Genomic DNA, 24,660 nt, shown 5'->3' on the forward strand with positions numbered 1-24,660 from the left:
TTAGGCGTCCTTAGAAGGGTCCGGCGCTTCTAGCCGATCCGGAGGGGCCTCGCAATCGACCCCTCCGCCTTACGGTTAAGTCGGACCGCCGTTTCGCTCAGTACGCGAAGGAAGCCCGGTAAACGCTGTCATGGGTGGAGCGTTATCGAGGAGGCGAACCCGCCCTTTCCCCCTTTGTTGTCATCCCGGAAAGCGCGGAGCGCTTGTCCGGGACCCAGGGGACTGGGCGAAGGCGGTGCGGCTCACCTGGGTCCCGGACAGCCTCTTCGAGGCTTCCGGGATGACAACCCTGGGGGATCGACAAGCTCGTCCGCGATCCTAGAACTTCCAGGCCACGCCCGCCCGCACCGAGCGGCCCGGCGACGGGGCGATGTCCTTGAGGAACGAGACGTGCTCGCGGATCTCCTCGTTGGTCAGGTTGCGGCCGTCGATGAACAGCCGCAGCGGGGAGTCGGCGATCGGCTTGAACGTGGCCTTCAGGTTGACCACCGTGTAGCCGTCGGTGGGCAGTTCGAAGGTCGCCACGCGGTCCTGCTCGGCCACCCGGCGCACCTCCAGGGTGGTCTCGACGCGCGGCGCGGTCCAGACCACCGAGCCGCCCAGCGACCACGGCGGGATGCGGGCCGGGACGCCGGCGTCGGTGTCGCCGTGCACCCAGTCGAAGGTGGTCTCCAGGCGGATCGACTGGCTGGCGCCGCGCCAGGCCTCGTAGCTGGCCTCCAGCTCGGCCCCGTGGAAGTCGGCCTTGGTCTGGAAGTACTGGTAGACGGGCAGGTCGTCCTCGACCGCGCCGGTCGGGGCTTCCTCGATGAAGTTGTCGTACTTGGCGGCCCACAGGTGGCCCTCGGCGCGCAGGCGGTCGCTGTTCCAGCGGACCGTGGCCTCCAGCGAGGTGACGGTCTCGGAGTCCAGGCTGTCGTCGCCGACCTCGAAGCCGCCGGTGCCCGGGTGCGGGCCGTTGGCGAACAGCTCGAACTCGGTCGGGGCCCGGCCGTTGCGCGACAGGGTCAGGGCGGTGAACAGGGCGTCGGTCGGCTTGTAGAACACGCCCAGCGAGGCCGAGACGTTGTCGAAGTCGCGCGTCTCGGTCGGAGTCCGCAGCTCGCGGGTGTCGAAGCGCAGGCCGGCGTCGATCCCCCACTGGCCGCGGTCCAGCCGCTGCAGGGTGAAGATCCCGTACTCCTTGATGTCGGTGGAGGGCACGAAGGCCTCGTCGCCGATCGCCTCGAAGTGGCGGTCCAGGGCCTGGAAGCCGATGGCGCCCTGGTGGCCGTCATGCTCGCGGTGCACCAGCTCCACGCGGCCTTCCGTGCCGTGCGACAGGAAGCGGGTGCCCACCTCGCCGTCCTCGACGCTGACCTCGGCGTGCTCGTAGTCGGCGTAGCCCAGCGAGACACGGACCTTCTCGAACCACGGATTGTCCAGTTCCTGCTCGCCGCGCAGGTCGTAGCGGGTCTGTTGCAGGTGGATCGAGACCGGGCCCTCGGCGTCCGGATCGATCGGGGCCAGGATCTGCTCGTAGGGCACGCCGTAGGTGGTGTCGGTCTTCTTGACCGACGCCCCGATGAAGCCCCGGTCGTGGACCCAGGAGACGCCCGCGCCGTAGGCGTCGACCTCGACGTCGGTGTTCTTGACCACGTGGTCGGGATCGACCGTCAGGCCGTCGCGGGCCGCCAGGCGGTCGGAGACGGCGGCGGTCGGGATCGAATAGTCGTCGGTGCGGCGGCTGGAGAAGTCGGCCGCGAACACGATCGGGCCCTTCCCGGCCTTGACCGCGCCGCTGTAGGCGTAGCCGTCGTCGACGCTGGAGGCCGAGGCCGACAGCCGGCCCTCGGGGCCGTTGGCGGCGGGCGTCGAGGGCACGCGGTCGTCGATCATGTTGACCACCCCGCCGATGCCCGAGCCGCCGTAGGCCAGGGTCGAGGGGCCGCGCAGCACCTCGATGCGCGAGGCCTCGCCCGGGTCGCTGGCCACGGCGTGGTCGGGCGACAGGGCGCTGGCGTCCACCTGGCCGACGCCGTTCTGCAGCACCATCACCCGGGGGCCCGACAGGCCGCGGATCACCGGGCGCGAGGCGCCGGGGCCGTAGAAGGTGGAGCGCAGGCCCGGCAGGCCGTTCAGCATGTCGCCGATGCCGGCCGGCGGGGCGACGTCCAGCTGGTCGCGGGTCACGACGTTGACGCTGCTGGTCACGGTGTCCAGCGACACGGCGTAGGGGGCGGCGGTGACCACCACCTTGTCGACCGCGTTGGGGGCTTCGGGCGCGTCGGGCGCGGCCGCGGCGTCGGCGGGCGCCGGCGTCTCGGCGGCGTGCGCCAGGGGCGCGGCGAGGGCGAACGCCAGCAGGCTCGCGGCGGAAAGCAGTACGCGACGGGGCATGGGAAATCCTGAACCTTGACCGGGGGAGCGGCTTGGCCGAAGTGTTATGAAATAACATTACGAGTCGTCAAGCCGCTTCTTGCCAAAACCCGGCTTGACGCGGCGTCTCGTCGCCGTTCTGTGGTCGGATGACCGATCGGAGGCCGCCCATGACCCGAAACGCGATGCTCGTCGCCGCCTTTTCAGGCGCCCTGCTGATGGGCTGCTCGCCGGTCCAGGACCTGTTCTCCAAGGCCGGCCCGGCCGCCGCGCCCTATGCGGTCAGCCCCAGCACCGCCAGCTGGACCAAGCCGCCGCCCGGCTACCTGACCACCGGCATGAACCTGGACGGCGCGACCATCGTCGGCCCGCCGCCCGAGCCGAAGTCGACGCGCGGCCGGGCAGACCGCAAGATCTTCAACCAGACCCGCAAGCTGGCCGGCGGCCCGGCCTGGGACAAGGCCATCACCGACGCCGACCTGTCGGGCGCACATGGCTTCAAGAGCTTCTCCTGCGCGGCGGGCGTCAATATCGGGCCCGAGGCGACGCCGGTCCTGGCCAACATGCTGCTGCGGATGACCGACGACGCCGCCACCCTGTACCAGCCGGCCAAGGCGGTCTTCCAGCGCAAGCGGCCGCCGGTGGGCAACAAGAAGCCGATCTGCGTGCCGCGCGAGAAGTGGATCGAGACCGACGGCTCGTATCCGTCCGGGCACGGCCTGATCGGCTGGTCCTGGGCTCTGGTGATCTCGGAAGTCGCCCCCGAGCACGCCAGCGCCGTCCTGGCGCGCGGCCGCGAGTTCGGCGACAGCCGCATCGTCTGCGGCGTGCACTTCCAGAGCGACATCGAGGCGGGGCGCTACCTGGGTTCGGCCATGGTCTCGCGGCTGCACCAGGACCCGGCGTTCCTGAGCGATCTGGAGAAGGCCAAGGCCGAGGTGGCGGCGTCGAAGGCCGCCGGACCTCCGACCGGATGCCCCGCCGCCTAGCACTTGCCCCCTACGGATCGCTTCGCGATCGTCTTCCCCCGGAGGGGGAAGAGCCGCGCCGCGTTCGAGGGCTCCGCCCCCTACGGGGGCGGACAGACCGCGAAGCGGTCAGGTGGGGGCAAGTGGGTGCGCTACGGATAGGCCCTAGGCCGTCCCACGAACACCACGTGCGGCTTCAGCGGATCGCCCTCCGCCACGCCCGGATGCTCGAAGTCCCGCGCCGGGTCGTAGGCCATGCCCAGCCGCCGCATCACCGCCTGGGAGGCCAGGTTGGTGCGGGCGGTGAAGGCGATGATCTCGTCGATGCTGAGGTCGAAGCCGTAGTCGAGGGCCGCGCGGGCCGCCTCGGTGGCGTAGCCCTGGCCCCAGGCGTCGGGGGCGAAGCGCCAGCCGATCTCGACCTGGCCGGCCAGCAGCGGGTTCTCCTCGGGCACGTGCCAGATGCCGGTCAGGCCGATCACCCGCCGGTCGTCCCGGCGCTCGACCACGTAGAAGCCGAAGCCGTGCTCGGCGAAGTGGGCCTGGACGCGGTCGACGAAGTGGTCGCTCTCGGCCCGCGAGCGCGCGCCGCCCAGCCAGGCGCCGACCGCCGGATCGGCGTTGATCGCCGCGATCGCGTCGCGGTCGGCGTCGACCGGCGCGCGCAGGACGAGCCGGCCCGTCCCTATCACTTCAAGCCGCCGATCACGCGGGACGGCCGCTGGCCAGGGCGCCGTAGAACTCCGGCCGCCGGTCGCGGAAGAAGCCCCAGGCCGCGCGGTGGGTCTGCAGGAAGTCCAGGTCGAAGGTGGCGTTGACCAGGCCCTCGTCGCTGCGGCCCAGCTCGCTGACCAGGTCGCCGCGATGGTCGGCCACGAAGGACGAGCCGTAGAAGGTCTGGCCGCCGTTCGGATAGCCGTCCCACGGCTCGAAGCCGATGCGGTTGGCGCCGACCACCGGGATCACGTTGCTGACCGCGTGGCCCTGCATGGCCCGCCGCCACGGCAGGGCGGTGTCCAGGCTGGGGTCATGCGGCTCGCTGCCGATGGCGGTGGGATAGAACAGGGCCTCGGCGCCCATCAGGGCCATGGCGCGGGCGGCCTCGGGGTACCACTGGTCCCAGCAGATGCCGACGCCCAGGCGGCCGAAGCGCGTGTCCCAGACCTTGAAGCCCGTGTCGCCCGGCCGGAAGTAATACTTCTCCATGTAGCCGGGGCCGTCGGGGATGTGGCTCTTGCGGTAGAGGCCCAGCAGGCTGCCGTCGGCGTCGGCCATGACCAGGCTGTTGAAGTAGTGCGGGCCCTCGCGCTCGAAGATCGAGATCGGGATCACCACGCCCAGCTCGCCGGCCAGGGGCGCGATGGCCTTGACCACCGGGTGCTCGCGCCACGGATGGGCCTCGGCGAACCAGCGCTCCTCCTGGGCCACGCAGAAGTACGGGCCCTGGAACAGCTCGGACGGCAGGATCACCTGGGCGCCCTTGGCGGCGGCCTCGCGGATGAAGGCTTCCGTCTTCTTGATGTTGGCCTGCAGGTCCATTCCGTACGAGGTCTGGATCGCGGCGACGCTGAGCTTGCGGGTCATTCGCCGGGCTCCTGTTGGCTGATGCAGTGGAACGAGCCGCCGCCGGTGAGGATGGCGGTCGAGGGCAGGCCGATCACCTCGCGCTCGGGGAACAGGCCGCTGATCACCTCGACGGCGAAGGCGCCCGACTCCTCGGCGTAGATCGGCACGATCACCGCCTCGTTGGCGATCAGGAAGTTCATGTGCGAGGCCGGGATGATCTCGCCGTCCTCGCCCGTGATGCGGCCCGGCGACGGGATGCGGACCACCTGCAGGGGCGAGCCGCGGCTGTCGGTCATGCCGGCCAGGGCGCGGGCGGTCTCGGCGTAGACCTCGGCGTTGGGGTCGTCGACGCCGAAGGCCATGGGGCAGGCCACCACGCCCGGCGCGACGAAGCGGGCCAGGTTGTCGACGTGGCCGTCGGTGTGGTCGTTCAGCAGGCCGTCGCCCAGCCACAGCACCTTCTTGGCGCCCAGGGCGGCGGTCAGGGCGGCCGTGGCCTTGGCCTCGTCCCAGTCGCCGTTGCGGTTGGCGTTCAGCAGGCACTGGCGGGTGGTGAGGATCGTGCCCGTGCCGTCGTGGTCCAGGGCGCCGCCCTCCAGCACGAAGGCGTTGCGGGCCAGGGGCGCGCCCGAGGCGGCGGCGATCTGCTCGGCGACGATGTCGTCGCCCTCCAGCTGGTACTTGCCGCCCCAGCCGTTGAACTTGAAGCCGGCCGCGACGGCGCCCTTGGCGGTCTCGGTGAAGATCGGGCCGGTGTCGCGCAGCCAGATGTCGCCGAACTGGCCGCGGACGATCTCGACCGTGGTGTCGGCCAGCAGGGCGCGGGCGGCGGCCTCGGCCTCGTCGCCGACCACCATCAGGCGCACGCGCTCGCCGCCCGGACCGGCCAGGGCGCGGGCCAGGTCGGCCACTTCCTGCTGGGCTTGCTCGAGGTCTTCCTGCCACAGCTCGGCGTGGCTGGGGAAACCCACCCACATGGCGCGGTGCGGAGCCCACTCGGCGGGGACGGTCGTGGTCATGAACGGAACCTGGATCGAAACGGGAGGCGCAAATGGGCCGGGACGGCCCCGGGGTCAAGCCGCCCTTCTAGCAAACTGGTGCGACAAAAGAAAAAGGGCGGTCCGTTTCCGGACCGCCCTTCCGTCTTTGACCGAGAGGTCAGCCTCGAGAGGCCGATTAGAACTCGGTGCGCAGGGTGAACTGAACCGTGCGCGGCGAGCCGATGTAGTAGGTCGGCGCGCTGGCCGCCGAACCCGTCAGGGCCACGGCGTTGGTGCGCGAGCTGATCGAGCCGAAGTAGGTCTCGTTGAACAGGTTGTTCACGTTCAGCTGGGCGTAGGTCTTCTTGGCGAAGGGCAGGTCGTACGACAGCGACATGTCCCACACGGTGTAGTGCGGGGCCACTTCGTCGTTCACGTCCGTCGAGTAGCGGTTGCCGGTGTACTTGCCCTGGACGCCCATGTGCAGCGCCTCGGTGATGTCCCAGTCGACGCGGCCGCCGAAGGTGTACTTCGGGGTCTCGACCACTTGCTTGCCCGACAGCGGCAGGAGGGCGCCGGCGGCGTTGAGCACCAGGTCGTCCTGGATCTCGCTGTTGTTGTACGAGAACGAGCCGGTGACCGTCAGGTATTCCGCGACGGCCCAGGCCGCTTGCGTGTCGAAGCCCCAGGCCTTCACGTCACCGACGTTGCGGTCAATGCTGATGTTCAGGTCCGGATCGAAGGCTTGCACGATGCGGTTCTTGTAGTCGGTCTTCCACAGCGCGGCGGTGGCCATGACGGTCGGCGCCGAGTAGCGGTAGCCCAGGTCGTAGGTCTTGGTCGTTTCCGGACGGGTGTCGGCCGGGGTGCCGACGCCGTTTTCCAGCGTGGCGGTGTAGAGGTTGTCGGTACGCGGCGAGGAGAAGCCCTCGGCGTAGCTGACGTACACGGTGTGACCGCCGCCGATGTCATAGGTCGCGCCGGCGTTCGGCAGGACCTTGTCGTACTTCACGGTGGCCGACCACGGCTTGATGTAGCGCAGGTTGGCGGCCGTGCCGGTGGCGAACTGCACGGTGCCGTCGGTGTTGGTGACGACCGGCGCCTGGGTGGTGCAGCTGACGGTGAAGCCCGAGATGACGGTGGTCAGGTTCGTGGCGTTCTGCGTGTAGCAGTACTGGTTCAGCTCGCGCTTGAAGAAGGGCGCGCGCACGCCGAGGTTCACGGTCAGGCGGCTGTCCATGAACTTGCCGCGGTATTCGGCGGCGACCTGGTTCAGCTGGGCGATCGAGAAACGGTCGCGAGCGCGCAGATAGCTGCCGTCCGAGGTGTAGATCTTGGCGCCGTGGCCGTCCTTGCCGCCGAACACGTTGGTCGTGTTGCCTTCGGCGTCGAGGGCCGTGTACTCGCCGGTCTGACGGTGGCGGCCGTAGTCGCCGGTGTAGGCGACGCGGATGCGGTTGTCGTCGTTCAGGTCCCAGATCAGCGAGCTGGTGACCGTGTAGCGGCGGGTGTTGGTGACGCTGGGCGCGAAGAACGCGACGGTGTCGAGCGTGTCGCCGTCGCCGTTCAGGTCCTTGGCGGCGCCGTTCGAACCGCGGACGCGGCCGTCGGTTTCAGCCACGGTGGCCAGCTGCGAGCCGCCGTCGGCCAGGGTGTACTGGAACGACGGGTCGATCGTCAGGCGCAGGTTGTCGGTCAGGTGGAACAGGGCCGAGCCGCGGACGCTGCCGGTGTTCGACGGGTTGACCTGGCGGCCGTAGTAGTCCGAGCAGTTGCCCGGGATGGCCGGGGCGGTCTCGGTGATGGTGCGGGTGCCCGCGTTGATCACGCGGTTGGTGCAGGTGGCGGTGTAGTCGAGGTTCTTGCCGAAGGCGTTGAACTCGGCCAGCGTCAGCTGACGGATGTTGTTGTTGCGGTTCTCATTGTAGTTCACCGCGAGGCTGACGAAGTCGCCGCGATCGCCGATGTCCTGGATGATGCGGGCGTTGACCTGCTTCTTCTCGAGCGAGCCCGGGCCCTTCCACTTGTCGTACTTCTGGTACGAGCCGGCCACGAAGGCGCGGGTGCCGATCGGACCGAAGTCGCCGGTTTCCAGCATCAGGAAGGCGCGGCGATAGTTGTCGTCGCCGATCGAGGCGTCGGCGATGCCGCCGAACTCATGAGCCGGCTTGCGGGTGATGTAGTTGATGGTGCCGCCGGTGGCCGAAGCGGTCGGGCTGTCGACGTCGGTCGTGCCCAGGTTGACGCTGGCGCGGTCGATCAGTTCGGGGTCCAGCTGCTGGTTCGGATAGACGGCGTAGTTGCCGGTGTCGTTCAGCGGCACGCCGTCGAAGGTGACCGAGACGCGGGCGCCGTCGAAGCCGCGCAGGCGCAGGTTGCCGCCCGACGAACCGTAGGGGTCGTTGTTGGTGAAGCTGACGCCCGGCAGCAGGTTCAGCGACTGGAACACGTTCTGGCCGGTGGACTGGGTCGCCAGGAAAGCGTTGTCGACCGAGGCGCGCGACTTCGGCAGCGTCTCGACGATCTGGCCGGCGACGGCGCGCTGGCCGGCGGCGGTCACGACCACGCTGTCGACTTCGTTGGCTTGCGAGCCGGTCGACTGGGCGAAGGCGGCGGTGGCGCTGAGCAGGCAGCCGACCAGAGCGGTCGACGCCAGACAGGCGAGCTTTTTCGTCATCATCTTGATCTATCCCCTCGTTCAAGTCGCAGCGGGGTGCATGAAGCCCGCCGGACCACTCATTAAGAGGCTCTTTAGCGACGTATTTAGAAGGTTTGGTGACGGAAAGGCCACGATCGCGGATAAACACGCTTCGGGGGCCCCGCTTGCGGAAGATTTAGTCAGCGTCCTCTTACTTATGCGGGAGAAATCGGCGTGGCCCTTGATGAAACAGCGCGGGCGACTCGAGCGCGAATCGAAAGGCTGACCCTGATCTTGATCGGGGTCCTGACGATTCTGAGGGTCGTGGCGCTGTTCGTGACACCCCTGGAGTTGTACCCGGACGAAGCCCAGTACTGGCTGTGGTCGCGCCACCTCGATTTCGGCTACTTCTCCAAGCCTCCGGTCATCGCCTGGCTGATCTGGGCGACCACCGGGATCGGCGGCGACGCCGAGGCCTGGCTGCGCATCGGTTCGCCCCTGCTCAACGCCGCCACGGCCCTGATCATCGCCCGCATCGCCACGCGGCTGTACGGAAACGAACGGGGCGGGACCTGGGTCGGCGCGGCCGCCGCGGCGATCTTCATCCTGATGCCGGGGGTCCAGCTGTCGTCGGTGCTGATCACCACCGACACCCCGCTGCTGTTCTTCCTGGCCTTGATGATCTGGGCCTGCGTCAGCTTGCCGCACGCCTCGCCCCGCGTCCGCATCTGGGTCGCCGCCGGCATGGGCGCGGCGCTGGGCATGGCGTTCCTGAGCAAGTACGCGGCGATCTACGCCCTGGCCAGCCTGGCCGTGCACCTGTTCCTCTCGCGCGAGGCCCGGCGCGCCTGGACCCCGGCCATGGCGGTCGCCTTCTTCGCGGCCCTGCTGGTGGTGTTCGCCCCCAACATGATCTGGAACTACCAGCACCACTTCTCGACGCTGGAGCACACCGCCGCCAACGCCAACTGGAAGTCGGGCAAGCTGTTCAACCCGATGGAGCTGATCCAGTTCGTCGGCTCGCAGTTCGGGGTGTTCGGGCCCATGCCGTTCGCCGTGCTGGGCGGCGGCGCCCTGCTGCTGGCGGTCCGAAAGCGGCTGGCCGCCGCCGACATCACCCTGCTGTGCTTCGCCCTGCCGCCGCTGGCGACGGTAGCGGCCCAGGCTTTCGTCTCGCGCGCCAACGCCAACTGGGCGGCCGCGGCCTATGTCGCCGGGTCGGTGCTGGTCGCCGCCTGGCTGCTGCGCTGGGACGCCCGCCGCTGGCTGATCGGCGGCCTGGTCCTGCAGGGCGCGCTGGCCTTCCTGTTCCTGACCTGGGTGATCGCTCCGCGCACGGCCGACGCCATGGGCATGGGCAACGCCTTCAAGCGGGCCCGCGGCTGGGACCAGACGGTGCAGGCGATCATCGACCGCTCGCGCGAGGAGCAGGCCCTGCACGGCGGCCTGACCGCCGTCGCCCTGGACGACCGCTTCCTCTACAACGTGGCCGCCTATTACGGCCGCGACTATTTCGGCACGCCGGCCGCCCCGCCGCTGAAGATGTGGGTGCACGAGATCGCCCCCCGCAACCAGGCCGAGGCCGAGGCCCCGCTGGACGCCGGGCTGGGCCGCCGGGTGCTGATCGCCAGCCTGGAAGGCACCTATCGCGGCAAGATCCAGCAGGACTTCGCGACGACGTCCGACCTGCAGATCGTCCGCGTGCGCCTGGACAGGAAGCGCTCGCGCCGCACCGACCTGTTCATCGCCCAGGACTTCCGGCCCGTGCCGCGCGACCCGGTGACGGGGCTGCCGCCGGATACGCCGTGGAAGGATCCGGGTAAGTAAGTGATTTCCCTCCCCCTCGTGGGGAGGGTGGACGCGAAGCGGACGGGTGGGGCCTGCTGACTCATCAAACCCCACCCGACCCTGGCTCCGCCAGGGCCACCCTCCCCACAAGGGGGAGGGACAAAGCCTTAGCCCTAGAGGGCGACCTCGAACGCCGCCTCGGTCTTGGCCTTCACTTCATCCACCGTCACGTCCGGCGCCAGCTCGATCAGCCGCACCGGCGTCTTGCCGCGGTTGATCTCGAAGACGCCCAGCTCGGTGATCAGCAGGTCGACCACGCCCGCCCCGGTCAGGGGCAGCGAGCAGCGGTGCAGCAGCTTGGGCGCGCCGGACTTCTCGCAGTGGTCCATGACCACCACCACCCGCTTGACGCCGGCCACCAGGTCCATGGCCCCGCCCATGCCCTTGACCATCTTGCCGGGCACCATCCAGTTGGCCAGGTCGCCGTTCTCGCTGACCTGCATGCCGCCCAGGATCGACAGGGCGATGTGGCCGCCGCGGATCATCGCGAAGCTGTCGGCCGACGAGAAGTACGAGCTCGAGTCCAGCTCGGTGATCGTCTGCTTGCCGGCGTTGATCAGGTCGGCGTCCTCCTCGCCCTCGTAGGGGAAAGGGCCCATGCCCAGCATGCCGTTCTCGCTCTGCAGCGTCACGGACATGCCCTCGGGGATGTAGTTGGCCACCAGGGTCGGGATGCCGATGCCCAGGTTCACGTAGAAGCCGTCCCGCAGCTCCTTGGCCGCCCGTTCGGCCATCTGGTCGCGCGTCCAGGCCATTACACCGACTCCTTCGGACGGGTGGTCACGCGCTCGATGCGCTTCTCGAACTTGGCGCCCTTGATCAGGCGGTCGACATAGATGCCGGGCGTGTGGATGTTGTCCTTGTCCAGCGCCCCGATCTCGACGATCTCCTCGACCTCGACGACGGTGGCCTTGCCGGCCGTGGCCATCATCGGATTGAAGTTCCGCGCGGTCTTCCGATAGACGAGGTTGCCCTCGGCGTCGGCCTTCCAGGCCTTGACGATGGCGAGGTCGGCGACCAGGCCGCGCTCCATCACATACATCTCGCCGTCGAACTCGCGCGTCTCCTTGCCCTCGGCCACCAGGGTGCCGTAGCCGGTGCGCGTGAAGAAGGCCGGGATGCCCGCCCCGCCGGCGCGGATGCGTTCGGCCAGGGTGCCCTGCGGATTGAACTCCAGTTCCAGCTCGCCGCTGAGGTAGAGCTGTTCGAACAGCTTGTTCTCACCCACATAGGACGAGACCATCTTCTTGATCTGGCGGTTCTCCAGCAGGATCCCCAGGCCGAAGCCGTCGACGCCGCAATTGTTGGAGATGACCGTGAGGTCCTTCGTCCCCGCCTCGCGGATCGCCGCGATCAGGTTCTCGGGAATGCCGCACAGGCCGAAGCCGCCGGCCATGATGGTCATGCCATCGAATAAAAGACCCGCCAGCGCTTCGGCGGCTGTGGACTTCACCTTGTCGACCATGGTTCCTCCCGGAGCGACGTTCGCCGATTGCTCTGGACCGGCGGGCGGAGAAATTCAACTCTTGATGAATAAAATTTCGATGCGTGGAGTGAAGGCGTGACGGATCAGGCTAACCCTGGGGAAGCTATCATCGGCGGCGTGACGCCCGCCACCTCGGGCGTGCTTTTGACCCTGGCGCATCCGGCGCTTGAACGGTCTCGCGCCAACCGCGCCCTGGCCAAGGCGGCCAAGGGGCTGGACGGCGTCACCTTCCACGACCTGTACGAGACCTATCCGGACTTCGCGATCGACATCGAGGCCGAGCAGGAGAAGCTGTTGAACCACGACGTGATCGCCGTGCAGTTCCCGCTCTACTGGTACTCGACGCCGGCCCTCCTGAAGGAGTGGTTCGACCTGGTGTGGCTGCACGGCTTCGCCTACGGCCTGGAGGGCAACGCCCTGGCCGGCAAGCGCCTGTTCGCCGCCTGCACCACCGGCGGGGCGGCCAAGGCCTATCACGCCCACGGCTACAACCGCTTCACCCTCGACGAATATCTTCGCCCCCTGGAGCAGACCGCCTATCTGTGCGGCATGGTCTGGGAGACGCCCTTCGTGGTGCACGGCGCGGCGGTCAAGGACGACGAGGAGCTGAAGGCCGAGGCCCAACGCTACCGCGCCCGCATCGCCTCGCTGCTGACCGTCCCCGCCGACGCCGAACTGGGGGCCTGAGCCATGCCGTTCCTGCTGCAAGCCTTGGTCTACCTGGGCGCCGCCGTCATCTCCGTCCCGATCGCCAAGCGCCTGGGCCTGGGCTCGGTGCTGGGCTACCTGATCGCCGGTGTTGTGATCGGGCCGTTCGCCCTGTCGCTGGTCGGCGAGCAGACCGACGTGCGGACCTTCGCCGAGTTCGGCGTGGTGATCCTGCTGTTCCTGATCGGACTGGAGGTCCAGCCCTCCACCCTGTGGGACATGCGCAAGGCGATCTTCGGCTTCGGCGGCGCCCAGGTGGTGGGCACCTCGGTCGCCATCGCCGGCGTCTCGATGCTGCTGGGCCTGCCCTGGCAGACGGCCCTGGCCGTGGGGATGGTGCTGGCCATGTCGTCCACCGCCATCGTGCTGCAGACCCTGGACGAGAAGGGTCTGAGGCAAGGCCCGGTCGGGCGCGCGGCCTTCGGCATCCTGCTGCTGCAGGACCTGGCGGTGATCCCGATGTTCGCCCTGTTGCCCACCCTGGCGACCATCGCCCCGCCGGTCCACGCCGAGGCGGCCGGCGGGCACGGCGGCGCCAGCCTGATCGCCCACCTGCCGCCGTGGGCCCAGGGCCTGTCGGTGCTGGTGGCCGTCGGCGCCGTGGTCGGCGGCGGCCGCTACCTGGTGCGGCCGATCTTCCGCTTCATCGCCGAGGCCCGCCTGCGCGAGATCTTCACCGCCGCGGCCCTGCTGATCGTGGTGGGCGTGGCCAGCATCATGCAGATGGTCGGCCTCTCCCCCGCCCTCGGCGCGTTCCTGGCCGGGGTCGTGCTGGCCGAGAGCGAGTTCCGCCGCGAGCTGGAGACCGACATCGAGCCGTTCCGCGGCCTGCTGCTGGGCCTGTTCTTCATCACCGTCGGGGCGGGCATCGACCTGAGGCTGGTGGCCAGCCAGCCCCTGACCCTGATCGGCCTGGTGCTGGGCCTGATGGTCCTGAAGTTCGCGGTGATGTTCGGCCTGGCCCGGCTGTTCGGGGCCCCGGCCCGGGGCGCCGCCGCCGTCGCCACCGCCCTGGCCCAGGGCGGGGAGTTCGCCTTCGTGCTGCTGACCTTCACGGTCGGGGCCGGCGTGATCGGTGCGACCCTGGCGGCCCTGCTGACCGCCGCCGTCGCCGTCTCCATGGCCCTGACCCCGGTGGCGATGATCCTCTACGAGCGCATCGCCCAGATGTTCGACGCGGCGATCCCCAAGGTGACGCCCGACACCGGGGCCTTCGACGACAGCGAGCCCGACATCATCATCGCCGGCTTCGGCCGCTTCGGCCAGATCACCGGCCGCCTGCTGACCGCCAACGGCTTCCGCTCCACCGTGCTGGACAGCGACATCGAGCAGATCGACCTGCTGCGCCGCTTCGGCCGCCGGGTGCACTACGGCGACGCCACGCGGATGGACCTGCTGCGCGCCGCCGGGATCGAGCGGGCCCGGATGCTGATCGTCGCCCTGGACGACCGCGAGAAGACCGTCGAGCTGGTCGAGACCGCCCGCAAGGCCTTCCCCGACCTGGTGATCCTGGCCCGGGCCTGGGACCGCCGCCACGCCTACGACCTCTTGGCCAACGGCGCCGACGCGGTCGAGCGCGAGACCTTCGAGGCGGCCCTGGCCCTGGGGACCACGGCCCTGCAGAAGCTGGGCTACCGCGCCCACCGGGCCCATCGCGCCGCCGGCATCTTCCGCCGCCACGACCGCAAGTCGTTCGAAGACCTGCGTCCCGTCTGGGGCCAGGAGGAGGCCTACATCCTGGCCTCGCGCGACGCGGCCCAGACCATGGACAAGCTGCTGACCGCCGACCTGGCGCGCCTGCGCCCCGGCGACGGCGCGGGGGCCTGGGACACCGCCAGCCTCGACGAGGAGCTGAAGGAACGCGCCGAACGGGAAGCCGCCCGGCGCGAAGAGGCGAAATAGAGTCGGGAACCGGACTCTGTCGCGGGGGCTTCCCCTTTCCGGAGGAAGCCAGGCGATGCGGTACTATTTCCAGCTCAGCGACGGCCACGTCCTGACCGACGAGGAGGGCGAGGTGTTCGACGACCTCGACGCCGCCAAGGTCGAGGCCGCGCGGATCGCCGGCGAGTGGCTGCGCGACAACGCCGACGAGTTCGCCCAGGACGGCGCCCTGCTGGTCGAAGTGCTGGACGAGCGCCGGGCCGTGCTGGCCACCGTCGCCGTCGAAGCCGACGCCCCGACGGGCACGATGCACTAGCCCCGGCCGGGGACATGCCCTTGGGCGTGTCCCCAACGTTCGCTGGGCTTGGATGGGGACACGCCCAAGGGCATGTCCCCGGCCGTGATCCCTACAGCAGCCAGTCGCCGACCACGTGGTGCTGCGGGTCCAGATAGCCGCCCTGGGTCAGGCCGGCGATCGTCCAGTTGTCGAGAATCACCGTGCCCATGCCCACGGCGGTGATCTGCACCGCGTCGACATGGTGGTCGCCGTTGGTGTCGACGTCCTTGAAGCTGGGCTTCAGCAGCTGGTCGATCAGGCCGTTGAGCACGGTCTGGGCCCGCGACGGTCCGCCGAAGTCGAACAGATCGCCCAGCTGTTCGCGCAGCGGGGTGACGATGCGGTCCTGGCCGGGGTTGAAGTCGGTGATGTGGTCGGTCCCCGACAGCAGGCCGAAGACGAAGTCGTCGGCGCCGGCCCCGCCGGTCAGGATGTCGTTGCCCAGGCCCCCTTCCAGGGTGTCGCGGCCAGTCCCGCCGTCCAGCCGGTCGTTGCCCAGACCGCCGATCAGGTGGTCCGACCCGCCGGCGCCGTTGATCACGTCGTTGAGCAGGCCGCCGGTATAGGTGGTGTCCTTCTCGCCGGTGTCGGTGAAGCTGTTGGCCTTCAGCAGATTGCCCGACAGGGTGCGGTTGTCGCCCGCCTCGCCCACCGTGATCGAGACGGTGATCGGGGCGGTGAAGCCGCCGTGGCCGTCCGAGGCGGTGTAGGAGAAGCTGTCGACCACCGAATGGCCGGCGGCCAGCTGGTCGAAGCTGTCGGCGTCGGCCACGTAGCGGACCTGGCCGTTCTCGATGCTGATCGAGGCGCCCAGGGCCGACTTGGCGCCCGACAGGGCCGCGATGGCCAGGGCGTCCAGGTCGACGTCGTGGTCGTTGGCCAGCACGTTGACCAGGATCGAGGCGTCCTCGGCCACCGAGGCCGCGTCGGCCGCGCCGATCGGCGCGTCGTTGACCGCCTCGACGCCCAGCTGGACCGTCACAACGCCCGAGACGCCGCCATAGGCGTCATGCGCCGTATAGGTGAAGGCGTCGGCCCCGTTGTAGTTGGCGGCGGCCGTGTAGACGAACGAGCCGTCGGCGTTCAGCACCAGGGTCCCGTAGGTCGGGCCCTGGCCCAGCACGGCCGTCAGGACGTCGCCGTTCAGGTCGCTGTCGTTGGCCAGCACGCCGTGGGCGGCGTCCACCGTCAGGACCGCGTCCTCCGAGACCGTGAACACGGCGTCCAGCGTCGCCACCGGGGCGGTGTTGATGAACAGCTGCGACAGGATCGCGTCGTGGTCGGTGGGCTGGTCGATCGCCGCCTGGCCGGTGTTGAGGTGAACGTTGTCGAACACCGCCCCGTCCTTCAGGCTCTGGGAGACCAGCAGGTTGTCGATCTGCTGGGCGTTGCCCTCGAAGATGTACGAGTAGCGCTCCTCGGGCGTCAGGGTGCGGGCCAGGTTGTACAGCGCGCCGTCGGCCTCCAGCAGGGTCAGGCTCTGCTCATAATAATAGGCGTTGAAGTCGCCCATCACCGCGATGTGGGCGTCCGGGTTCGCGGCCAGCAGGCCGGCGACATAGTCGTGGACGGCCGTGCTCTGATCGGCGCGGCGGTCGTCGCCGCTGTTGGCGGCCGGCTGGTTGGCGCCGAACAGCGGGTCGCTGCCGCCGCGCGAATAGTTGTGCACGTCGATGGCGGTGATCGTCTCGCCCCGGAACACGAAGTCGGCGGCCAGCGGATTGCGGCTGTTGTTGAAGGCGTTGGCGGGGCCGGTGGTGTCGGTGACCAGCCGGGCCGAGCCCTCCACATACGTCACGCGGTCGGCCAGATAGAGGAAGGCGTTGCGGATGTTGCCGTTGCTCTCGCCGCCGGTGGTGTTGTTGGCGGTCGGGGCGATCTCGATCCAGCTGTAGTGCGGGCCGCCGGCCGCCTCGATGGCCGCCACCAGCTTGTTCAGGGTGTCGGCCCCGCTGTAGTTCGTACCGTTGCCGGTGCCGTCGGCGTCCTGGATCTCCTCGACGCCCAGGATGTCGGGCGCGCCCAGATTGTGGGCGATGTCGGCCGCCAGGGCCGCGAACTTGGCGTCGGAGTCCTGGGGCGAGATGTTTTCGAGGTTGTAGGCCCCGATCGTCAGGTGGCTGTCGTCGCCGGCCAGGGTGGTGACCTCCAGCGGCACGGCGCCGCCGCTGGTGGTGGTCTCCACCGAGGTGGCGATCACCTCGTACTCGCCGCCGAAATAGCTGACCACGCCGGTGACGTCGCCCAGGTGGTCGCCCAGCACATAGGCCGAGTTGAAGCCGGGGTTCACGCCGCTGTCGGCATAGACCAGGATCCGCTCGGGATTGTTGTCGCCGTCCGACAGGGTGACCCCGCCGCGGCTGTTCAGGCCCGTGGCGTTCGCGCCATCGTCGGCCACCACCCAGGTCTGGCCCTGGTAGGTCGCGCCCGTCGACTGGGCGTTGTGGATCGTCACGACCATGCCCTCGACCGACTCGTAGAAGTCGATCCCGTCCGTCGCCGGATCGAAGGTGGAAAGGTGGTCGTCGTCGATCACCGTGGTCGGGATGGCCCGGCCGCCGGCGCCCAGCACCGTGGCGGCCACCGTGCCCGTGCCGATCACGCTGATCGTCGGGGCGGTGATCTCGGTGATCGACAGGTTGGTGGCGACGCCGCCGTTATATTCGTCGACCGTGCCCGTCACCTTGACCAGGTCGCCGACATGCACCGTCGGGATGGCGTTGGTGAACACGAAGACGGCGTCCGAGGTGGCGTCGTCGCCGTCGCCGTTCGGGTCCTGGATCCAGAAGCCGCGCGAGCCGGTGGTGTCGATGGCCGTCACCACGCCCTGGGTCGAGACGGTCTGGCCGTCATAGGCCGAGATGTGGCCCGCGCCCTGGATGTCGTAGATGGCCACCGGGGCGAAGTCGTCGTTGACGATCGCGCCCTGGCCCACGCCGTCGACGATGGCGGCCGCGCCGCTGGCCACCACCAGGTTGGAGAGGTTGACGCTGAAGGCCTCGTTCGGCTCGGGCGTGGCGTCGCCGTGGACGATCACCGAGATCGTCTGGCTGGCCGGGCCGCCGGCCGTGAAGGTCAGGGTCCCGTGGGTCTCGTTATAGTCCGAGCCGTTCTGGGCCGAGCCGTCGGCGGTGGCGAAGTCCACGGTGAAGGCGCCGGTGGTGTTGGTGCGGGTGACGGTGAAGGTCATCACCTGGTCGCCGCTGTCGCCCTCGGTCAGGGTGACGTCGCTGATCGAGACGTTGGCGCTGGGCACGCCGCCGTCGGTGACCGTGAAGCCGGTCTTGTAGGCCACCGGATTGCCGTCATCGAGCGACCAGTTGGCCGCATTGGCGATGGCCGACAGGATCTCGGCCTTGGTCCCGGTGGTGGTCCCCACATAGGCGCCGTTGTCCAGCGAGAAGGCCAGGGCGGTGCTGCCCGCCGCCAGGCCGGTCGGGATCGCCGAGGTGTTAGAGTTGGTGGCGTCGCCGGCGTAGGTGGCGTTGCCGTCGGCGAAGTCCAGGGCGAACAGCGGCGTCGCGCTGGCGGCCGAGCCCTGATAGGCGATGATCTGGTCGCCCGAGGTGGACGGATTGAACGAGCCGGTCAGGCCCGTGACCGTGATCACCGTGCCCGCCGCCGCGCCGCCCGCCGGCGCGGTGTAGGTGAAGACACCCTCGCCGCTCCGGAAACCGCCCGCCGCGAACCAGCCGTTGTCGGTGAAGCTGATCACGGTGCCGGCGTCGATCGCCTGCAGCAGCACGAACGAAAACGACTTGCCGGCGGTGTCGGCGCTGTAGCCGATCAGGGCGAGATCGCCCACGGTCAGGGTGGTCATGCGTTTCCTCCGAAGGGGGGTCTTGTTCTAGGTGATCGCCGCGGGTCGGGAGTGGATGGACGGGCCGAGTGTTCTAGGCGCTTTCAGCACGGCCGCGATCTTCGACCAGCCTATGGACGCTCGATGACAGGACGATGTCGAAGTTTTCAGCATTCCGCAATCGAGAGCTTGCGGCTCAGCTTTCAGAAATCCGGATTTCCGATCTGAATATAAAGTCGTGGCGAATCATTATTTACATGCTCAGCACACCTCTCCCGGATAGACTTCCGTATTCGACCTTGAAAAGGACCTCGCCGGGTCCACGGATATTTCGAATATCCTCGATACGCCAACCTCGGGGACGACTGACGGCGCCCCTCGCAATGCCTGGGGCGGGCGGCGAAGATTGCGGCCGGAAGCGCGCGATGTCCGATCGGAAAGAAAAACTTACTTACTTGATCGGAAACCAGACGCCGGAGCGCGCTCCGCGCCGCCGCCCGATTGCTGGGCGCCGCCTCGCGCCCTCTCCCGGAGGGAGAGGGAGGGGCCCGCGCCGCAGGCGTGGGAGGGTGAGGGGTTTCACCCTGTCAGGTTTGGCTGCGACCGCCCTGCCGGCGCGCCGGTTGGCGTCGTAACCCCTCACCCTGCCCTCTCCCTATGGGAGAGGGTTCAGATGGGCGACTTGCGCTCGGCGAATAGCGAACGAACCTCAGCGTTTTCAACGCCCTGAACTTTCTCGACCAAACTTATCCTCCCCCTTCCAGACGCCCGTATCCTTTACCCACCTCGACGCGGGAAAGGGCGCATGGCCAGCGACCGATGCGGCGGCGGGGGGCGATCGAGCGGGAAGCTCTGTCGGCGGTCCGAAAGGATCAAACTCCATCCATCTGGTGCCGGCTGGGCTCGGAACACGGATACAGCGTTGGATGGGGGCCGGTTGAGCAGCAGGCGGGCGGTGAGACGCTCGCGGTCCGGGACTGGAGATCGTTGCTCCAGCCCGCCCGTCGGAGGCTTCAAGGCGGCGAGGTTCGAACAGAGCTCAGCGCCGCCGCGCTTCCGGACAACGACCGCGCGGAGCGATCGGGCTTCGTCGAAACGGTATTCTCTAATTTCTTCCGGACGATGTCCGGCGCTCTGCGTCCCTTTCCATCAGCTCACAGCCGGATTGGCGTGGGATCACACTCCCTTGCCCCCAACCTGGCGGCTTCGCCGCCTGTCCGCCCCCGTAGGGGGCGGAGCCTTCGCACCCGCGCTCTTCCCCCTCCGGGGGAAGACGACCGCGAAGCGGTCCGTAGGGGGCAAGCAGTCGCCGCTCCCGACTCGGAAAGAAGGCCCCCACCGCACGATGTTCTCCGCCGCACACCCGTCGTTAAGCCGCTCCCGCTAAGCTCCGCGCCCATGAACGACCGTCCTTCCTCCGCCGGGGTCACGCCCGAACAGCTGGCCACCCTCAGCCACGAGTTCCGCACGCCGCTGAACGGCGTGCTGGGCATGGCGCGGCTGCTGGAGGGCACGCGGCTGACCGCCGAGCAGAAGGCCTATGTCGGCACCCTGCGCGAGAGCGGCGACCACCTGCTGTCGCTGGTCAACGACGTGCTGGACTTCGCCCGCCTGGGCGCCACGGCCATCGAGCTGCACGCCGCCCCGGTCGATGTCGAGAACCTGCTGCGCCAGGTGGCCGAGCTGCTGAGCCCGCGCGCCCACGAAAAGGCCATCGAGATCGCCTGGGCCGCCGCGCCCGGCCTGCCCGCGATCCTGGCCGACGAGGGCCGCCTGCGGCAGGTGCTGCTGAACTACGCCGGCAACGCCATCAAGTTCACCGAGACCGGCGGGGTGCTGCTGAGCGCCGAGCTGGTTTCCGACGGTCGCATCCGCTTCAACGTCCGCGACACCGGCCCGGGCGTCGCGCCCGAGGCCCGCGCCGCGATCTTCGAGGCCTTCGTCCAGACCGATCCCTCGCACCAGGCCCAGCTGGGCGGGGCGGGCCTGGGCCTGGCCATCGTCGCCCGCCTGGCCGGCGCCATGCACGGCGAGGCCGGGGTCGGCGGCGAGCTGGGCCAGGGCGCCGACTTCTGGTTCGAGGCGCCGTTCGAGTTCGCCCCGACCGAACCCACCGACCTTCCCCTGGCTGGCCGCGTCGTGGCCGTCGCCTCGCCCAATCCCATGGTCCGCGAAGCCGCCCTGCGCCAGGTCCGCGCCAGCGGCGGCCAGGCCCTGGCCGGCGAGACCGTCGCCGCAGCCCTGAAGGGCGCCCCCGCCGACGCGGTGCTGCTGCTCGACGCGGCGCTGTCGGGCCCGCGCGGCGCGCTGAAGGCCCCGGCCGGCCGCGCCTGCGTCGCCCTGCTGACCCCCGACCAGCGCGACCGCATCCCCAAGCTCAAGGCCTCGGGCCTGGGCTATCTGATCAAGCCGCTGCGCCGCGCCTCGCTGATCGCCCAGGTGCTGGCGGCCCGCCCTGTGGCCAAGGCCGCGCCCGTCGAGGCCGCGCCGCTCGCCCCCGCCCACGAGGACGACCGCATCGCCCCGGCCGCGGCCCCCGGCGTCCGCGTGCTGCTGGCCGAGGACAATCCGATCAACGCCCTCTTGGCCCGCGCCCTGCTGGAACGCGAAGGCTGCAAGGTCGACCGCATCGCCAGCGGCGACGAGGCCGTCTCGGCCCTGTCGCGCGGCTTCTACGACCTGATCCTGATGGACCTGCGCATGCCGGGCCTGAACGGCATCGAGGCCACCAAGGCCCTGCGCGAACGCGGCGTGACCACGCCCATCGTCGCCCTGACCGCCGACGCCTTCGACGAGGACCGCCGCGCCTGCCTGGCGGCGGGCATGAACGACTTCCTGGCCAAGCCCCTGACCTCGCCGGCCCTGCGCGGCGTGCTCACCAATTGGGCCCGCCTTGGACAGAGTGGGCTCGGCTGGACGAAAGCGGCGACACGCGCCAAGGTCGCCGGCTAATGGCGGGGCGGCTTCCCCGCTTCGGGGACCGCCACGCATGACCGACGACGCCAAGGCCGCAGCGCCGCAGAAGAAGACCCTTCTCCAGACCCTGGCCTTCTTCGGCGAACGCCGCAGCCTGGTGATGCTGGGCCTGGGCTTCGCCTCGGGCCTGCCCTTCATGCTGATCTTCGACACCCTGTCGCTGTGGCTGCGCGACGCGGGGCTGTCGCTGGCGGTGATCGGCTTCTTCAGCCTGGCCACCCTGAGCTTCTCGTTCAAGTTCCTGTGGGCCCCGCTGATCGACCGCACCAAGGTGCCGATCTTGCACAGCCTGGTCGGCCATCGCCGGGCCTGGATGCTGGTCTGCCAGGCGGTGATCATCCTGGGCCTGCTGGGCATCTCCGGGACCAACCCGGCCGCGAACCTGCCGCTGATGGCCGCCATTGCCGTGATCGTCGGCTTCGCCACCGCCACCCAGGACATCGTCATCGACGCCTGGCGGATCGAGGTGGTCGATACCGACCGCCAGGGCCAGATGGCCGTGGCCGTGCAGTGGGGCTATCGCGGGGCGATGATCATGGCCGGCGCCGTGCCCCTGATCCTGGCCGAGCGCTTCGGCTGGAACATCTCGTACCTGGCCATGGCCGGGGCGATGCTGGTGGGCGTGATCTCGACCCTGCTGGCCCCGCGGGAAGAGGCCCACGCCATCCGGCCGATCCACACCGACGGCGTCAACCAGCCCAAGGCGCTGGAGATCATCGAATGGCTGGCGCGCCTGGCCATCCTGGTGGCCGGCGCCCTGCTGGTGGGGTCGGGCCTGTCGGGCGACGCCAGCCTGCTGTCCAAGGTCGTCGGCGGCGACGCCCTGGCCGAGGCCTGGAAGAACAAGCAGAACGGCGTCTTCCTGCAGCTGCCCGGCGTCGCGCTCGGCCTGGCGGTCATCGCCGTCGCCGCCTGGCCGGTCCCCGGGATCAAGACCAAGCCCGGCGTCTATCTGTCGACGGCGCTCTATTCGCCCCTGAAGGAGTTCCTGACTCGCTTCTCGGGCGTGGCCGGCCTGATCCTGGCGGCGATCTGCGTCTACCGGGTCTCGGACTTCGTGCTGAACATCATGAACCCGTTCTACCGCGACATGGGCTTCACCCTCACCGAGATCGCCGAGATCCGGAAGGTGTTCGGCATCATCGCCTCGATGGCGGGGGTGTTCCTGGGCGGGGTGGTCGTGGCGCGCTTCGGCCTGATGCGGGCCCTGATCATCGGGGCCTTCGCCCAGCCGATCAGCAACCTGATGTTCGCCCTGCTGGCCATGAGCGGCCACGACACCCGCATGCTGTTCGCCTCGATCTGCATCGACAACATCGCCGGCGGGGTCGCTGGCACCGCCCTGATCGCCTACATGTCCAGCCTGACCACGGCGGGGTTCACGGCCACCCAGTATGCGCTGTTCTCGTCGCTCTACGCCTTGCCCGGCAAGCTGATCGCCTCGCAATCGGGCCGGATCGTCGAGGCTTCGGCCGTGGCGGCCGAGCACGGCGGGCCGATCGGCGCCCTGAAGGGCCTGTTCACCCGCCTGCCGCCCGAGAGCTTCACCGCCGCCGGCGCCAAGCTGGGGGTCGGCCCCGCGGCCATGGCGGCGGGCTACACCGCCTTCTTCATCTACACCGCCCTGATCGGCCTGGTGGCCATCGCCCTGTCGTTCGCGGTCGCGGTCCGCCAGCCGGCCCACATGGCGGCCAAGGCGGCGGCGGAGGGCTGATGTGCGGCCGGCGACATGCCCTTGGGCGTGTCCCCAAGTCCTCGTGCGGCGCGAGCTGATGGGGACACGCCCAAGGGCATGTCCCCAACCTCAGGCCTCGCTCTTGAGGCACACCACCTGGGCCACGCGCAGGTCGCGGCGCAGGCCGTCGGCGACGCGGCCGTAGTTCTCGGTGGTGATCGACTCGCCCAGGGCGAAGCTGGCCGGACGGCGGCGGCTCTGCTTGAGCAGGTCCTCCACCGTCTCCTGGGCGGTCGTGTAGATGCGGCCCCGGCGCGGCGATTCCGCCACCGTGACGCCGATCACCCGGCCGGCGCTGTCCAGGGCCGGCGCGCCCGACAGGCCCGACAGCGTGCCCTTCAGATTGTCGGTGCGGCCGACCTCGGCCCAGACCAGGACCGGCTCGACGCGGGCCCCGCGCCCTCGGATGACCAGGTTCTCGCGGCCCAGCAGGCGCGAGGTCACCTCGCCCGGATGGCCCTGCGGGAAGCCCGGGTGATAGGCCCGCTCGCCCCGGCGAGGCGGCTCGGCCGCGGCGCGCAGCGGCACGGCGGGCGCACCGCCCTCGGTGGTCAGGATGGCCGCGTCGCCGGACGGGTCCAGGGTGATGCGGGCCGCCACGCCCCGGCCGTCGGCCACGACGATCGCCGCCTCGCGGCAGCCGTCCACCACGTGGCGGGCGGTCAGCCAGGAGCCGCCGTCGTCGACCGAGAAGGCCGTGCCGCTGCCGGGCTGGCCCTTCTCGGGCACCTGGACGACCACCGACGGGTCGAACGGCGAGGCCGGCCCCAGCGGCAGGCCCACGTCGCCGGGCACCGGCGGCGGCGGCGGCGGGGCGTCGGAACGCTCCTGCCGGCCGATCGCGACGACCAGCAGGGCGCTGACCACCGCCCCGTAGATCAACCAGTCCGGAAGTTTGGGGAAATGCACTGGACCCGCCCCGGCCTTTCCCGCCTCAGCCCGCGACCGCGGCGGCGAGGATCAGGGCGGTGGCCAGCTTGGCCCCGACCAGCAGGGCGGCGGCGGCCACCTCGCCCTCGTTGATCCGCTCGGGCAGGCCCTTGAGCAGCATGTCGGTGATCCGGAAGACCAGCAGCTGGACCACGATGGTCGAGACGCCCCACAGCACGATCTCCAGCGGCGACACCGAGGCCGACAGCGAGGTGGCCAGCGGGATGGCCAGGCCCACCATCACCCCGCCCAGCGACAGGGCGGCGGCGGCGTTGCCCTCGCGGATCAGCTTGATCTCCTTGTGCGGGGTCAGGAGGCAGTAGAGCGCCGTCCCCACCACCAGCATCGCCAGGGTGATGGCGGCGTGCATCAGGGTCAGCGGCAGACCGCTGGCGAAGGCCTGGATCTCGGGCGACTGGAGCTGAGGCGGCATGAAACAGGAACCCCCGG

The 24,660-nt window shown here is 69.6% G+C and carries 17 protein-coding genes; 7 read left to right on the forward strand and 10 right to left on the reverse strand.

Features of this window, described 5'->3' with window-relative positions; genetic code table 11:
• Positions 1-318 precede the first annotated feature (318 nt).
• Positions 319-2,379 (reverse strand): TonB-dependent receptor, encoded by a 2,061-nt coding sequence (locus WAE60_RS04625; protein ID WP_337685221.1) that lies wholly within the window; start codon positions 2,377-2,379, stop codon positions 319-321.
• Positions 2,380-2,528: 149 nt separating this feature from the next.
• Between WAE60_RS04625 and WAE60_RS04630 the strand changes: the two genes are divergently transcribed.
• On the forward strand, positions 2,529-3,347 hold the full coding sequence (locus tag WAE60_RS04630) for a phosphatase PAP2 family protein (RefSeq protein ID WP_337685222.1): 819 nt from the start codon (positions 2,529-2,531) through the stop codon (positions 3,345-3,347).
• 131 nt (positions 3,348-3,478) lie between these two features.
• Here WAE60_RS04630 and WAE60_RS04635 read toward each other — a convergent pair whose 3' ends face one another.
• The 4 genes from WAE60_RS04635 to WAE60_RS04650 all read right to left on the reverse strand — a co-directional run bounded on the left by WAE60_RS04635 (position 3,479) and on the right by WAE60_RS04650 (position 8,552).
• Positions 3,479-4,018, reverse strand: a complete 540-nt coding sequence (locus WAE60_RS04635; protein ID WP_337685223.1) for a GNAT family N-acetyltransferase — start codon at positions 4,016-4,018, stop codon at positions 3,479-3,481.
• Positions 4,019-4,031: 13 nt separating this feature from the next.
• A complete protein-coding gene (gene aguB, locus WAE60_RS04640) occupies positions 4,032-4,910 on the reverse strand; it encodes an N-carbamoylputrescine amidase (RefSeq protein ID WP_337685224.1) in 879 nt (292 codons plus the stop codon).
• Positions 4,907-5,911, reverse strand: a complete 1,005-nt coding sequence (locus WAE60_RS04645; RefSeq protein ID WP_337685225.1) for an agmatine deiminase family protein — start codon at positions 5,909-5,911, stop codon at positions 4,907-4,909. Before WAE60_RS04645 ends, aguB begins: the two co-directional genes overlap by 4 nt.
• A 157-nt stretch (positions 5,912-6,068) precedes the next feature.
• Complete coding sequence (locus WAE60_RS04650; RefSeq protein WP_029909048.1) at positions 6,069-8,552, reverse strand: TonB-dependent receptor; 2,484 nt, start codon at positions 8,550-8,552, stop codon at positions 6,069-6,071.
• 192 nt (positions 8,553-8,744) lie between these two features.
• On the opposite strand from WAE60_RS04650, the gene WAE60_RS04655 reads away from it, so the two are divergent.
• Entirely contained in the window at positions 8,745-10,337 is a 1,593-nt protein-coding gene (locus WAE60_RS04655) for a glycosyltransferase family 39 protein (protein ID WP_337685226.1), read from the forward strand.
• Between the two features lie 134 nt (positions 10,338-10,471).
• On the opposite strand, the gene WAE60_RS04660 is transcribed toward WAE60_RS04655, so the two are convergent.
• Together WAE60_RS04660 and WAE60_RS04665 are read right to left on the reverse strand one after the other, a co-directional pair.
• Complete coding sequence (locus WAE60_RS04660) at positions 10,472-11,113, reverse strand: 3-oxoacid CoA-transferase subunit B (protein WP_029909052.1); 642 nt, start codon at positions 11,111-11,113, stop codon at positions 10,472-10,474.
• On the reverse strand, positions 11,113-11,823 hold the full coding sequence (locus tag WAE60_RS04665) for a CoA transferase subunit A (RefSeq protein WP_337685227.1): 711 nt from the start codon (positions 11,821-11,823) through the stop codon (positions 11,113-11,115). The genes WAE60_RS04660 and WAE60_RS04665 overlap by 1 nt, the downstream gene beginning before the upstream one ends.
• Before the next feature lie 126 nt (positions 11,824-11,949).
• On the opposite strand from WAE60_RS04665, the gene WAE60_RS04670 reads away from it, so the two are divergent.
• Genes WAE60_RS04670 through WAE60_RS04680 form a run of 3 tightly spaced genes read left to right on the forward strand, consistent with a single transcriptional unit; the run spans position 11,950 to position 14,749 of the window.
• The gene (locus WAE60_RS04670) at positions 11,950-12,531 is read left to right on the forward strand and encodes an NAD(P)H-dependent oxidoreductase (RefSeq protein WP_197026666.1); all 582 of its coding nucleotides are present in this window, start codon (positions 11,950-11,952) and stop codon (positions 12,529-12,531) included.
• Between the two features lie 3 nt (positions 12,532-12,534).
• Positions 12,535-14,454 (forward strand): monovalent cation:proton antiporter-2 (CPA2) family protein, encoded by a 1,920-nt coding sequence (locus WAE60_RS04675; RefSeq protein ID WP_029909058.1) that lies wholly within the window; start codon positions 12,535-12,537, stop codon positions 14,452-14,454.
• Positions 14,455-14,509: 55 nt separating this feature from the next.
• Positions 14,510-14,749, forward strand: coding sequence for a hypothetical protein (locus tag WAE60_RS04680; RefSeq protein ID WP_029909060.1), 240 nt, complete (start codon positions 14,510-14,512; stop codon positions 14,747-14,749).
• 91 nt (positions 14,750-14,840) lie between these two features.
• Here WAE60_RS04680 and WAE60_RS04685 read toward each other — a convergent pair whose 3' ends face one another.
• Positions 14,841-18,590 carry an Ig-like domain-containing protein gene (locus WAE60_RS04685; protein ID WP_337685228.1) on the reverse strand — a complete coding sequence of 1,250 codons (3,750 nt, stop codon included), beginning with the start codon at positions 18,588-18,590 and terminating at the stop codon, positions 14,841-14,843.
• Between the two features lie 1,377 nt (positions 18,591-19,967).
• Here WAE60_RS04685 and WAE60_RS04690 point away from each other — a divergent pair.
• Positions 19,968-21,521: a response regulator gene (locus WAE60_RS04690; protein WP_337685229.1), complete on the forward strand. Its 1,554-nt coding sequence runs from the start codon at positions 19,968-19,970 to the stop codon at positions 21,519-21,521.
• A 37-nt stretch (positions 21,522-21,558) separates the two neighbouring features.
• A complete protein-coding gene (locus tag WAE60_RS04695) occupies positions 21,559-23,259 on the forward strand; it encodes an MFS transporter (protein WP_337685230.1) in 1,701 nt (566 codons plus the stop codon).
• Between the two features lie 90 nt (positions 23,260-23,349).
• Here WAE60_RS04695 and WAE60_RS04700 read toward each other — a convergent pair whose 3' ends face one another.
• Positions 23,350-24,189, reverse strand: coding sequence for a serine protease (locus WAE60_RS04700; protein WP_337685231.1), 840 nt, complete (start codon positions 24,187-24,189; stop codon positions 23,350-23,352).
• A 25-nt stretch (positions 24,190-24,214) separates the two neighbouring features.
• The gene (locus tag WAE60_RS04705) at positions 24,215-24,643 is read right to left on the reverse strand and encodes a DUF350 domain-containing protein (RefSeq protein WP_029909070.1); all 429 of its coding nucleotides are present in this window, start codon (positions 24,641-24,643) and stop codon (positions 24,215-24,217) included.
• Positions 24,644-24,660: the final 17 nt, after the last annotated feature.

This window comes from Caulobacter sp. CCG-8, assembly GCF_037402475.1.
In the GTDB taxonomy this organism is placed as follows: domain Bacteria; phylum Pseudomonadota; class Alphaproteobacteria; order Caulobacterales; family Caulobacteraceae; genus Caulobacter.